Raw genomic sequence first — 14,024 nt, 5'->3', positions numbered from 1 at the left:
GTAGTTCTATAGCGAACTAAACATATATGAAAAAACGAATATATGAAATTTCACATATTAAAAGGTGTGAGTCAAACCCTATTTATATAAATTTTACGTTTTGTTTTTTAACGTTGCGGGCGTTAAAGCCTGCTATTAAAGGTAGGTAATTGATAAGTTTATTTATTTAAGCAATTAAGTATTGTATCGCGTAATGTTTTAGCTTTTATTGGTTTAGCAACATGTGCATTCATACCAATAGATAGGTAGTGAGTAATATCATCTTTCATTACGTTTGCAGTTAACGCAATGATAGGCATAGAGGCAAGCGCAGTATTGCTGTCACTGCGTATTACTTTAGTCGCTTCTACACCGTCCATAATGGGCATATGAATATCCATTAAAATAATATCAAACGTTTCTAATTTTACGGTTTGTATGCATTCTAAGCCATTTTCTACTACGTGCACCTGCGCCCCACTGGCGGCTAATATATCGGATACAATTAACCTGTTTATGGCGTTATCTTCCACAACGAGTATTTTTACCCCTTGCAGTGGCTTTTCGGTGGCAGGTTTATGGGTATTACTTGTAGAAGGGCTAACCACTTTGCTTTTCATCGCTTCAAATAATACGCTGGTAAGCACAGGCTTATGCAAAATAGTTTTAATGTTTATTTTTTTAGCTATGTCGTAAATTGCGTCGTTTTTGCTTGCTGTAAGTACAATAATATTGTTGCAAAGCTGTGGGTTTACTTTGTAAATGCGGGTAAAAAACGTTTCACTGCTCATGGTCGGCATTTCACAATCAACAATAATAATTTTATAAGTGTTTATATTTTCTTTAATTATCTCTATTGCATCACTTGCCTGCGTGCAAGGCGTACAACGCAGTCCCATTGCACTAAGCTGACTTTTAATTAAGCTTAAATCATCTTCGTTATCATCTATTAGTAATACATCAAATGGTTCAGCAAATGATAACTGTGGGCTGTCTTCTATTAATGCTTGGGTGTTTACCTCAACGTTTATGGTAGCAATAAACTCACTGCCTTCACCTTGCGTACTGCTTACAGAAATATCGCCACCCATTGCTTGGCATAAACGTTTACTAATGGCTAAGCCTAACCCTGTTCCCCCGTATTTTCGGGTTGTAGAGCTGTCGGCCTGAGTAAATGACTCAAACAAGTTAGGTAAGCTTTTTTCATCAATACCAATGCCGGTGTCTTTAACACTAAAGCGTAAAACAATACTTTTGGCGTCATTGGGGGCTTCTTCTGCGTCTATTTGCACCGAAACAGCCCCTTTAGAGGTAAACTTAATCGCGTTAGAGCACAAGTTAATTAATACTTGGTTTATACGCACCACATCGCCAACTAAGTTATGTTTCACGTTATCGCTAATATTAATCTCAAACGCAATACCTTTACTCCGCGCCCTATTTTCAAATGTGGTCGTTATATAATCGACAACCGCGTTTAACGAAAATGCAAAGGCCTCGAGTTTGATATTTCCTGACTCGATTTTTGAAAAATCTAAAATGTCATTAATAACCACAAGCAATTGATCTGACGAGTACTTTATTTTTTCTAAATACTGTTTATCTTCTTCAGGTAAGTTTTTGCCCAATAAAATATTCGTCAGCCCTATAATGCCACTCATTGGGGTTCTGATCTCGTGACTCATATTGGCTAAAAATTCAGATTTTGACGAGGTAAGTTGCTCTGCTTCTTCTTTAGCTTGTAATAGCTCTTTGGTGCGTTGCTCTACACGCGATTCAAGTCGTAGCTTTTCTTCATCAAGCGCGTTTACAAGCTGAATGCGGCGGCGGTTTAATCGTAATACAAACACTAAAAAAGCGCTCAATACAAAAATAGTAATGGCGGCGCTGTAAATTAACACTTTATTTTGTTCAAAGTAACTCGGCTTGTAATAAGCAATAATCGATTTTTCTGTCAGGCTTTGCGGGGCAACATTATATTTTTTTAGCTGTCGCCAATCGTATTTATGAACACTTAAATTTTCATCGCTTATAGTAGGTAACACGTTATTTTCACTGTAAGAAATAATAGCTTCACCCACGCGTTTACCTATTTTCTCACCTGATAAAACATAACCACCCACTACACCTGAGCCCAATAAAACTTCCCAGTAGCTAAAAATGGGGGCGTTACTATGCTGAGCGAGTAAGCTGACGAGCTGATACGGGCTAATCGACTTATTTTCGTAATTTCTAAATATAGGGGTAAACAAAATAATGGCGTCTGAAGGCACATTTTTTACTTTTTTCATCAGTTCAGCAGCAGGAAGATCAAACCATTGCTCAATCTCTAAATACGAAAAATCTTGGCTGATAATATTGAACAGCCCTGTATAAAAGTTTATACCTATTTCATTTTTAGTATCCAAGATGACAATGAGCTTTTTAGGTTTCATTAAATTAACCGCGCTGGCGGTTGCTTGCTTGTAGTCTAACTTAGCCTGCATTAATGCATTGTTAGTGTTTACCGGTAGCCTAAACTGCTCGCCAGGCTCAATATAAATTTTTGGCGTGCTAGTAAAAAAATCATTCAATTGTGATATTAACGTGGCTGCTGAGGGTGATAGCGTGACAACAATATCTATGTGCTTATTTTTATATTTTTGCTTAAGGTAGTCGCTCATTAATTGCTTTTGAGTGGCCTCATCAAAGCGCCCTACATCAATGTTTTCAACAAAAAGCTCATAGTCAAAAGTCCGTGTTGATAGCTCGCTACTCAAGCCCTCTTCAACACTTTTATGCCAAGGCATATATTGGTTGGTAGAATTGATAAATAAGACATTGGTAATTTTAGAACCCAGTTGAGCGCTTACCGACAAACTGGCAAATTGAAAAACAAGAAATAAAAATAAAATAAGGGCTTTCATGTTTCTCATAGTTGCTTGAAGTGATTAGTACCACTAGAGTAGATGTTAACTATTTACAAATCAATTAAATGAGATGTAAATTACAAAGGTTTATTTGCGTTTTTTCGCATTTACGCCTCGCTAATTATTGCAGCGCATAAGTTAGCTAAAAGCGCTTTTACAAAGCCAACTCAATTACGCATGCTAAGCTGAATCTCTTCTTGGGCATTAAGTGCCATTTCAACAAACGCTTGCGTGGTAGCGCTGTTGTTAATTTGCTTGTATTGCAGCTGCAAATAAATTTGTGTGTCGACCTTTTCTAACTCTATAAAATGGCAACCCTCGCTATATAATTTACTTACACAATAAGGTGCTATAGCTAACCCTAAACCGGCGGCAACCTCTGTTACTAAGGTTTGCATATGCCTTGGTTGACTAATAATGTTAGGTGAAAAGCCAGCGCGCTTGCAACGAGTAATAATTTCATCAAACAACCCTAAGGCTTCGTCGCGATTAAAAAGAATAAATGGCTCATTTTTAAGGGTTTTCAAATCAATAGTTTGTGCCGATGCAAAGGGATGATTTTTGTTGACCACCGCTACGAGGCGGTCAACGTACATAGTTTCACTTATAAACTCATCGGCTATGGTGCTTGGTAACGGCCGAGAAAACGCAACATCTACCCGTTCGTTTTTAAGGGCCTCTATTTGCTCGGTCGCGGTCATTTCTAGCAAGGTAACGTGAACATTAGGAAACTGCGACTTATACGTTCGGATTAATTTGGCCAAAAATGTTAAACATGCAGAGCTTAAATACGCAATACTCAGCGAGCCTAACTGCCCGCTATCGACCAGTTTAACCTTATTTTTAGCCCGCTCTGTAAGCGCTAAAATTGCCGTGGCATCTTTAACTAACTGCTCTCCCGCTTGCGTGATCGACACCTCCCGAGAGTTACGGGTAAACAAGCTAACACCTAGCTGCTCTTCTAACGAAGAAATATGGCGACTTATAGCGGGTTGAACTGTATGTAGCTCTTGAGCCGCTTCTGAAAAGCTCAAGTGCTTAGCCACTGCAATAAAACTTTTTAATATTTTTATATCCATGTGCGACTCGAATTTGCTCTGTGTGAGAGGTATAGCAACAACTATACGTTATTTGTATAGATTCCATCAAATTTAAACATTTCTAATATCGATAATCTCTCTCTATCATTCGCCTACCTTTTAATGTTGGAGAGCAAAATGTCCCAGGTAACGCAGAGTGCCTCGTTAAGTCGCTTTACTTTATTGTTAATGACAACCGCCATTGCAGCAACCGCTGCAAACCTATATTACAGCCAGCCAATTTTACCCCTGATTGGTAACGAGTTTAATTTAACGGATTCACAACTTGGTAGCATTCCCGCATTTACTCAATTTGGTTACGCTTTTGCCCTATTGTTTATTTCGCCGCTGGGGGATTCTATTGCGCGTCGTCGCTTAATAAGCATTTTATCGGGCTTACTGGTTATTGCATGTAGCTTTGCCGTATTTACACCTAACTTACCGCTGTTATTAATGTCGGTATTTTTAATAGGGGTAAGTGCCAACATTACCCAGCAATTAATCCCTTTTGCGGCATCACTTGTATCTGCTGAAAATAAAGGGACTACATTGGGCACCTTAATGATGGGCCTAACCATTGGTATTTTACTTTCACGCACGTTAAGCGGCTTTGTAGGAGAGCACTTTGGTTGGCGTGGCGTATTTGTTATGTCCGCAATATTAGCTGCGCTATTTGGTGTACTACTTAGGCTCTTTTTACCCCTAAATAAACCACAAACTAGCTTACGTTACTGGCCGCTACTTAAAAGTACAGTGGCGTTATTTAAACAGCACAAACCACTACAAGTGTTTACTTTAACTGGCGCGCTTTGGTTTGCTGCTTTTAATGTACTTTGGGCTACTTTAGCTATTTATGTCAGTGATGCACCTTTTAACTACAGTGCCCAAGAGGCCGGATTATTTGGCATCATTGCATTAGCTGGCGTAATAGGGGCTAAGTCTTCGGGTAAGTGGGTCAATGCGCTGGGCTCTAAAAAATTAGTCATGATAGTACTCACACTTGCCGCAATTGGTTTTGCTATTACAGGCGTTTTTTTAGGAAACCTAATAGCCCTAATTATCGGTATTATTTTAATCGACTTCGCTATTTTTAGCGCACAAGTAGCCAATCAAGTCCGCGTATTTAGCATAGACCCAAGCGCACAAAGCCGTATTAATGGTGTTTACATGCTTGGCTACTACTTAGGCGGCGCATTTGGCTCAATTATTGGTGTGAAAGCCTTTGCTTTTTATCAGTGGCCTGGCGTAGTCGTCCTTAGTGTAGTGTTAATTACCATCAGCGCTGCTTTTAACTCTCTTGCAAAAAAATAACCGCCATTAACTCCTTGCAACTAAGCGTAAGTACCCCTTAGTTGCCCCATTTAAAAACAGAGAATACTTATGAATAAACTCAATAACGCAGGAAGCTACACGTTGCTGTGTATAGCCTGCTTAACAATCATGGTGGGTGCATTGGTTGCACCTGGTTTAATCAGTATATCAACAGCCCTAAATGTTGCTGACAGTGCGGTATTTTTAGTGACCTTACCGGCTTTAGGGGCTGTTATATTTGCGCCTATTACAGGTAAATTAATTGATAAATATGGCGCTTACCGTTCATTAATTATTGGCTTATTTTTATACGGCTTTTTAGGTGCAAGCGTGTATTGGTTACAAGGGCCGTTGTTGGTTTTTGCTAACCGTATTTTGCTTGGCGGTGTTACCTCAATTGTTATGGCCGGTTGTACCGTTTTAATATCACAGTGGTACTTTGGTAAAGCGCGCCTAGGCATGCTTGCTAAGCAAGGCATGGCAATAGAGCTCGGTGGCGTTATATTTCTATTTATAGGTGGCCTACTTGCTGTGCAGCATTGGGCTTTACCATTATCGTTGTACCTTATTTCTTGGGTATTTTTAGCCATGTTGCTACTTTTTGTGCCGCGTAATCACCCTCAAGCACAAGAGGCACAAGCAACACAAGAGCACGTAATATCAAATAATGGCTTGTCTCTTAAGCATGTGTATTCGCTGGCTGTGCTTGCAATGGTCACGTTTTTTAGCGCAATTGTTTTACTACCCAGCACAATGCATGCGCAAAATTATAATGAAGAACAAGTAGGGTTTTTACTCTCTTTCATCTCGTTAGTGGCTGTTGTTGGGGCACATTTTATGCCTCAGTTAACTAAAAAAATGGGCGAGCAAAAAGTACTTGCGTTGGCATTTATAGGCTATGGGGCATCATTTGCTTTCTTTTTACAAACGGGTACTGCGTTATTGGTAATAGGGGCTGTGTTTAGCGGTATTGGCTTTGGTTTTAGCATCCCACTATTAAACCATATGACCGTAGAGCGTAGCGCAGCCTCTGTTCGCGGTCGTAACCTCTCTTATTTCACAATGGCTGTTTTTTCTGGGCAATTTTTAACATCGCTTGTTGAATATATCCCAGGAGGCACTCGCAATATTTTTATTAGCTGTATCAGCTTATGTGCACTCACTGCGCTGTACTTATTTGTTAAAAAAAATCATTCACAATTAGTATAAAAGAGGTTTTTATGTCAGAGTCATTTAAATTAATAGCCGGTAATTCATTTCCAACAGTTACTGCACACTTGCTCGATGGGACAACCGCAGATCTAAGTAAGCCGCACGGTGGCGCCGAGTGGCAAATGCTCGTGGTATACAGAGGCAAGCATTGCCCGCTTTGTATGCGTTACTTAAATTTACTAGAAGCGCAATTACCCGCATTAAAGGCACTTGGCGTGAGCGTTTGTGCCGTTTCTGCAGATAGCCGCGCGCAGCTAACACAAAGCATGGACACGCTCGCGGTTAGCTTTCCTATAGCTTATGATTTAACGCAGCAGCAAATGAAACAACTTGGGCTGTATATTTCCTCACCTCGCTCTGAGCAAGAAACCGATCACAACTTTGCAGAGCCCGCGATATTTGTCGTAAATAAGCAAGGGATATTGCAAGCTGTAAATATTTCTAATGCCCCGTATTTACGCCCTGAATTAGACGTGGTTGTAAGAGGCTTAAAGTTTATTAAAGAGCAAAATAACTACCCTATTCGCGGCACTGTTGTGTAACCATTTAAATTGCAGCCGTGGCGTTTATTACCTGACGGCTGCTTTATTAAGGCATAAGCTTTCATGAAAAACTTATTTAGTAATCTTTTAAATTTAGCCAGCGCGCTTTTTATGTTTAAGTTTGCCCTGCCAAAGTTATTAGCAGCGCAAGTAAGCGTTAAAACCTTTAGCTACTTTGCGCAGGTACTGCCCGTTAACGCTAAAATTTATATGTATAGCGTTGGTTTACTGGAGTTGGTAGTGGGTTTAATGATGCTTGCTCTTTTGTTTATTAAAAATGAAAAGCAAAAAGCACTGTTTACCTATGTTGCATATGTTTTATTGGCGGGTACGTTAATTGGGGCGCTGTTACATGAATATTTTGTTCGCCCCGAGCCAATTGCTCAGTTAGTGACTTACTCAGGCTGTTTTTTAGTTATATGTGCCATTCAATTTTTAGCCTATAAAAAGGCGCTAATAGCGCGTTTTGAGTGACTTTAAAGTGTTAAACGGTAGGTGTAGAAACAGCGCCTTTTGTACTAAAACGTGTAGTTACAAAAAAGCCCTGCATTAACAGGGCTTTTCATGAAAATTTCTTTACACTGTAAAGGTTGGAAGACTAGAAAGGAATGTCGTCATCAAAATCTATTGTTGGTTCCATAGGATTTGATGCACCGCCCTGAGGGGCGTTTTGCGGCTTAGGTGCAAAACCACCTTGCTGCTGTGGCGCATTACTTTGCCCAGGAGCAAAGCCACTGTTGTTTGATTGTTGGTATTGGTTATTTTGCTGTGGAGCAGGTGCTGCAGCTGGGCGTTGTGCTGGTGCAGCTTGTTGCTGTGGTGCATAACCACCTTGCTGGCTGTTTTGAGCTTGGTTGTTTTGACCATAGCCACCGCCTTGTTGATTATTTTGGTAACCGCCACCTTGTTGGCCGCCTTGATTACCTTGATAACCACCACCTTGCTGATCGCCACCGCGAGCGCCTAGCATTTGCATTTGACCCGTAAAGCCATCAACAACGATTTCTGTTGTGTATTTTTCTTGGCCTTGTTGGTCGGTCCATTTACGTGTTTGAAGTTTACCTTCAACGTAAATTTGCGAGCCTTTACGGCAGTACTCACCAACAATTTCAGCTAGCTTGCCAAAAAATACTACACGGTGCCATTCAGTTTTATCAACCATTTGGCCAGTGTTTTTGTCTTTATAGCTGTCTGACGTTGCTAAGGTAATATTTGCTACACCATTGCCATTAGGCATGTAACGAACTTCAGGATCTTGTCCTAAATTACCAACCAAAATTACTTTGTTCACACCGCGTGCCATGGAACCATCTCCTATAAACGTTAGATTAAACCAGCTACTTTACGTGCTTGGTCTAGGTCAAATTCTTTATCATTAATCTTTAAATAGCTGCGGCTTTCGTCGCGTACTACTGTTGCTTCTATTACGCCAGGTAAAGCAACTAGCTGAGAAGCAAGTGCTTGAGCTTGCTCTTCAGAACTTAAATTGGTCATTAAACTAATAACTTTACTTTTCGGTGGGACTTGCATTTTCCACGCAATAATAAGCCATATTAACCCAACAAGTGCTGCTGCCGCAAACACAGCTTGCGTACTTGTAGTTTGGGCAACATAACCCCCTAAAATACCACCTAAAAAAGCCCCCAAAAACTGGCTAGACGAATACCCACCCATAGCGGAACCTTTTTGGCTAGCGGGCGCAANATACGCGATACAAGCGCAGGCATAGTGGCTTCTAAAAAATTAAATGCTACAAAATAAAGCAACATACAAATGGCAATGCCAACCACGCTATTCACCCAAATAGACATAGCAAACATACTAATAGAAAGCAGTGCTACTGAGCCAATAAACGCCTGTTTTTCTTTTTCTTTTTTAATGGCAATAATCATAATAGGGACCATTAAAATAAACGCTAACAGCAATACTGGAATATATAAATACCAATGGTGGTTTGCCACTAAGCCATCTTTTATTAGTTGGCTGGGTAGCACCACAAAAATAGTGGTTAGCGTTAAATGTAGCAGTAATACGCCTGCATTTAAGCGCGATAATTGTGGATGCTTAATAAGCTTTTTAATATCACTAAAGCTTGCCAAGGTATCGCCTTTGGGCGCTTTGTTTACTGCGTTTGGCACTAAAAATAAAATAATACCAATACCGAACACGGCAAGTATTGCTGTTAACCAAAATACCCCCGCGACACCCCACGACGCGGCAACAATAGGGCCAAGTAACATAGCAAAAGCAAAGCTCATGCCTATACTCATACCAATTACGGCCATTACTTTAGGGCGCTGTTCGTCGCGGCTTAGATCGCTGGCAAATGCAAGCAGCGCACTGGCTATAGCGCCCATACCTTGTAGTGCACGGCCCACTGTAACCATTTGAATAGATTCAGCAAGGGCTGCAATAACAGAGCCCAATGCAAACACAACTAAGCCACCAACAATGACTTTTTTACGGCCTATTTTATCTGACAAACGCCCCATAGGAATTTGCAATACCGCTTGCGTTAAGCCATACGCGCCAATAGCAAATCCTATCCACATAGGCGAAAAACCATCAAGCGATTGGCCATAAATAGCCAATACAGGCATCAGCATAAACAAGCCGAGCATTCTAAATGCAAACACACTCGCCAGCGATACAGCGGCGCGCTTTTCTCGTGAATTAAGTGAAGATGCGGTCATTATCTGCGTATTCTTACGATATGAAAAATTTAGGCTGGGATTCTACCACAAGCTTGGCAATAATTAATCGCCTATAAGTAAGGATTTTTTCGTTGATCATTGATTAATAATGTTTCGTATTATGCGATACTGGACAAATAATTTTGGTAATAAACGAGATAGCATGGAAAACATTGAAGTCCGAGGCGCCCGTACGCACAATTTAAAAGACATCAGCCTAACCATCCCACGTGATAAATTAATTGTTATCACAGGCCTATCTGGTTCGGGAAAGTCATCACTGGCATTTGATACTTTATATGCAGAAGGACAGCGTCGTTATGTTGAGTCACTTTCTGCCTACGCAAGGCAATTTTTATCGTTAATGGAAAAGCCTGACGTTGATCATATTGAAGGCCTTTCTCCCGCCATTTCTATTGAGCAAAAATCTACATCGCACAATCCTCGCTCAACAGTGGGTACCATTACCGAAATATACGATTACTTGCGTTTAATGTTTGCCCGCGTGGGCGAACCACGATGCCCAACCCACGACTTACCGCTTGCAGCTCAAACAATTAGCCAAATGGTTGATACCGTTTTAGCACTGCCAGAGGGCACTAAGCTGATGCTTTTAGCGCCAGTGGTTAAAGATCGTAAAGGTGAGCACGTTAAATTACTTGAGCAACTTGCAAGCCAAGGCTACATTCGTGCTCGTATAGACGGTGAAGTATGCGACTTATCAGATCCGCCAACACTTGAGCTTCATAAAAAACACACTATTGAAGTCGTAGTTGACCGCTTTAAAGTAAAAGATGGCCAACAGCAGCGTTTAGCAGAGTCGTTCGAAACCGCACTTGAGATGTCTGGCGGTGTGGCAAATGTAGCCTACATGGACGACAGCACGATAGAAGAAATGCTGTTCTCGGCAAATTTTGCCTGCCCTACCTGTGGCTACGCAATGACCGAGTTAGAACCGCGCTTGTTTTCGTTTAATAACCCTGCCGGCGCGTGTCAAAGCTGTGATGGTTTAGGCGTACGCCAATACTTTGATCCTAACCGTGTGGTACATAACCCAGAGCTCAGCCTTGCCGGTGGTGCTATTAAAGGCTGGGATAAACGCAGCTTTTATTATTTTCAAATGCTACAGGCGGTCGCCGAGCACTATAACTTTGATTTAGATGTGCCATTTGAAAAGCTGGCTAAAGAATCGCAAAAAATTATTTTAGAAGGCTCAGGGCAAACAAAAATAGCCTTTAACTACCGTAACGACAGAGGCGATTTAATAACACGCAACCACGAGTTTGAAGGCGTGTTAAACAACATGAACCGTCGCTATCGCGAAACTGAGTCAAACTCAGTGCGTGAAGAGCTCGCTAAATATCAAACTAGCCAAGCGTGTCCTAGTTGTCATGGCTCGCGTTTACGCCAAGAAGCACGCCACGTATTTATAGGTCAAACAAACCTACCTGCTATTACGACTATGAGTATTGGCGAAGCGATGGACTTTTTTGAAGGGTTATCGCTAACAGGCCAAAAAGCTCAAATAGCTGAAAAAATCCTGAAAGAAATTCGCGACCGCTTATCGTTTTTAATTAATGTAGGCCTTAATTACTTATCACTTGAGCGCAGTGCCGATACCCTCTCCGGTGGTGAAGCCCAGCGTATTCGTTTAGCCAGCCAAATAGGTGCAGGCCTTGTAGGCGTAATGTACGTACTGGATGAGCCATCAATTGGTTTACACCAGCGCGATAACGACCGTTTATTACAAACGTTGGTGCATTTACGCGACTTAGGTAATACCGTTATTGTTGTTGAGCACGACGAAGACGCGATTCGCGCAGCCGATCACATTATTGATATTGGCCCAGGCGCGGGAGTGCACGGCGGACACATTATTGCACAAGGTACACGTGACGATATTTTAGCCACTAAAGACTCGGTAACTGGCCAGTTTTTATCAGGCGTACGCAAAATAGAAGTGCCACAAGAGCGTAACCCAACCAGCGACAAATGGCTTGAGCTATTTGGTGCCACAGGTAATAACCTAAAAAATGTAGACTTAAAAATTCCATTTGGCTTATTAACCTGTATTACAGGGGTATCAGGCTCAGGTAAATCAACGCTCATTAACGATACACTCTTTAAGCTTGCGCATACCGAGCTTAACGGCGCGACCACAGCAGAAGCCGCGCCTTACAAGTCAATTAGTGGCCTTGATCATTTTGACAAAGTGATTGATATTGACCAAAGCCCAATTGGTCGTACACCGCGCTCAAACCCTGCAACCTACACAGGTATTTTTACCGGTATTCGTGAGTTATTTGCAGGGACACAAGAAGCCCGCTCTCGCGGCTATAAAGTAGGTCGCTTTAGCTTTAATGTAAAAGGCGGGCGCTGTGAAGCCTGCCAAGGGGATGGCGTAATTAAAGTAGAAATGCACTTTTTACCTGATGTATATGTACCGTGTGATGTATGTAAGGGCGCGCGCTATAACCGCGAAACCTTAGAAGTACAATACAAAGGTAAAAACATTCACCAAGTGCTCGAAATGACCGTTGAAGACGCGCACGACTACTTTGATAAAATACCTGCAATAGCGCGTAAACTTAAAACGCTAATGGACGTTGGTTTATCGTATATTCGCCTAGGGCAAGCTGCTACCACGCTCTCTGGTGGTGAAGCACAACGTGTAAAACTGGCTCGTGAGCTTTCTAAACGCGATACAGGTAAAACACTGTATATACTTGATGAGCCAACAACCGGCCTTCACTTTGCCGATATTGAACAGCTACTTGTGGTATTACATCGCCTGCGCGATCATGGTAATACCATTGTGGTAATTGAGCATAACTTAGATGTGGTTAAAACCGCAGACTGGGTGGTTGATTTAGGCCCTGAAGGGGGGGCTGGCGGCGGTGAAATACTCATTGCAGGCACGCCTGAAGAAGTAGCCGAATGTGAACGCTCGCATACTGGGCATTACCTAAAGCCCCTATTAAACTAACTGGGGTTTATTACCTCATACGATAAGGAAAGTCGGTGTTAAGGCGTTATAAAATTATAAAATGGCGAGCCAGTAGGCTATTTAAACAGCTGCAAAAAAAATTGCAGCCTCTTAAAGCTGATATTGATAAGCATATTAAACCCATATGGTTTAGCCTTAGCACCGCGCAAAAGCTTTACTTAGCAGCGCTTATATCTGTGATTTTCTTTAAATCCTGGTCACTTTGCGCGCTTTTAACAATGACTGCCTTGGTAATTGAATTTTGGCCAAAGTTTAATAAACTCTGGCACTCTTTAGCAGGCAAAGCTTTAATTTTGGTTTTTTATGCAACCATTGCTAATTTTGTTTTGGCAAATGCAAGCAGTATTGTTAACGATGTAACTCACGTATCAGCTGCAAACATGAGCTACACACACAATTTTGCAACTTTGATATATTTACCCATTTGGGCATTAGGAATTACACTCTGTACATTACTAATATTTCAATTTATTTTACCCTTTTATATCATAATGCTGTTACTTATAAAGCCATTTGGATCGCAAAGCATTAAATATATAAGTCAAAGCTACTCTCCCTTACTTACCGCATCTATTAGATTAATATTAGCCTTCATAACTTTAAGTACCCTCTATCCTTTATTGGACGATAGGGATGAAGCAACATTTCTATCAGATATAGAAAACGGTTTCTATTTTGGAAGAGAGCTGGCTAGTGACTCTCCTGAAGTGAAGGGGCATGCTATGGTCAACCTAAATGAAAGGCTGGCTAAACAGGAAACAAAAACTCAACCCAGCTCGCAAAAAGCAGAAGAAATAAATGAATTCGCCGAATCTGCAAGTTCATTTGTTGCTACTGAAGGTTATTTTGGGCGTAGTAAACACCTTATAGCGATGTTTGCATTTAATTACGAAGCGGATGAATACTCAAGGTGTAAAAAAGCCAAAAATAGCAAAGTGGTAGAGTTGAACGATTACGAAATAGTAGAGATTACGCCAAATGAAACTATGCCTTATGGCTATTCTTTTATTGTAAAAGCCTGCGAATCGCCTGCGTTTAAGTCCACTAGCTAATAAATTATAGCTTTTTTAAGTGATGAATGAAGTATTAGAAGTTATAAAAAAATGCCGCTAAATTTAGCGGCATTTTTATTTGCTTATACTAGGGCGTGTTGATTTTTGATGGTTGAATTTGCAGCAGCATGTTTGGTTTTTAGGCAAGGCAGAGCCTATGAAGTGTGGTTACTCCCCATAAATAGGCGATAACGCAGCATAAATGCCAAACATGCGCTGCCCTTCGGGTTCTGCCTAGGG

Annotated in this window: 9 protein-coding genes and 1 pseudogene; 6 read left to right on the top strand and 4 right to left on the bottom strand. The window is 41.1% G+C overall.

Annotated features, from left to right (window positions below; all coding sequences use genetic code 11):
• Window positions 1-158: 158 nt before the first annotated feature.
• Window positions 159-2,885 (bottom strand): response regulator, encoded by a 2,727-nt coding sequence (locus tag L650_RS0110560; RefSeq protein WP_029773087.1) that lies wholly within the window; start codon window positions 2,883-2,885, stop codon window positions 159-161.
• 170 nt (window positions 2,886-3,055) lie between these two features.
• Entirely contained in the window at window positions 3,056-3,967 is a 912-nt protein-coding gene (locus tag L650_RS0110555; protein ID WP_029773086.1) for a LysR family transcriptional regulator, read from the bottom strand.
• A 138-nt stretch (window positions 3,968-4,105) separates the two neighbouring features.
• Between L650_RS0110555 and L650_RS0110550 the strand changes: the two genes are divergently transcribed.
• From L650_RS0110550 to L650_RS0110535, 4 genes are all read left to right on the top strand, one after another.
• Window positions 4,106-5,278 (top strand): MFS transporter, encoded by a 1,173-nt coding sequence (locus L650_RS0110550; protein WP_029773085.1) that lies wholly within the window; start codon window positions 4,106-4,108, stop codon window positions 5,276-5,278.
• 69 nt (window positions 5,279-5,347) lie between these two features.
• Window positions 5,348-6,487, top strand: coding sequence for an MFS transporter (locus L650_RS0110545; protein ID WP_029773084.1), 1,140 nt, complete (start codon window positions 5,348-5,350; stop codon window positions 6,485-6,487).
• A gap of 11 nt (window positions 6,488-6,498) precedes the next feature.
• Complete coding sequence (locus L650_RS0110540; protein WP_029773083.1) at window positions 6,499-7,032, top strand: peroxiredoxin-like family protein; 534 nt, start codon at window positions 6,499-6,501, stop codon at window positions 7,030-7,032.
• A 63-nt stretch (window positions 7,033-7,095) separates the two neighbouring features.
• A complete protein-coding gene (locus L650_RS0110535) occupies window positions 7,096-7,506 on the top strand; it encodes a hypothetical protein (RefSeq protein WP_029773082.1) in 411 nt (136 codons plus the stop codon).
• Between the two features lie 124 nt (window positions 7,507-7,630).
• Here L650_RS0110535 and ssb read toward each other — a convergent pair whose 3' ends face one another.
• Window positions 7,631-8,335 (bottom strand): single-stranded DNA-binding protein, encoded by a 705-nt coding sequence (gene ssb, locus L650_RS0110530; protein ID WP_024032519.1) that lies wholly within the window; start codon window positions 8,333-8,335, stop codon window positions 7,631-7,633.
• 20 nt (window positions 8,336-8,355) lie between these two features.
• Window positions 8,356-9,725: pseudogene (locus tag L650_RS0110525) on the bottom strand (MFS transporter).
• A gap of 163 nt (window positions 9,726-9,888) precedes the next feature.
• Here L650_RS0110525 and uvrA point away from each other — a divergent pair.
• Together uvrA and L650_RS0110515 are read left to right on the top strand one after the other, a co-directional pair.
• The gene (gene uvrA, locus L650_RS0110520; protein ID WP_029773081.1) at window positions 9,889-12,711 is read left to right on the top strand and encodes an excinuclease ABC subunit UvrA; all 2,823 of its coding nucleotides are present in this window, start codon (window positions 9,889-9,891) and stop codon (window positions 12,709-12,711) included.
• Between the two features lie 35 nt (window positions 12,712-12,746).
• A complete protein-coding gene (locus L650_RS0110515) occupies window positions 12,747-13,784 on the top strand; it encodes a hypothetical protein (RefSeq protein WP_029773080.1) in 1,038 nt (345 codons plus the stop codon).
• Window positions 13,785-14,024: the final 240 nt, after the last annotated feature.

Origin of the sequence: Pseudoalteromonas sp. TB51 (genome assembly GCF_000498055.1) — a bacterium.
In the GTDB taxonomy this organism is placed as follows: Bacteria; Pseudomonadota; Gammaproteobacteria; order Enterobacterales; family Alteromonadaceae; genus Pseudoalteromonas; species Pseudoalteromonas atlantica.
The sequence above is the reverse complement of the archived record's forward strand: the minus strand, read 5'-3'. Positions and strand labels throughout refer to the sequence as shown.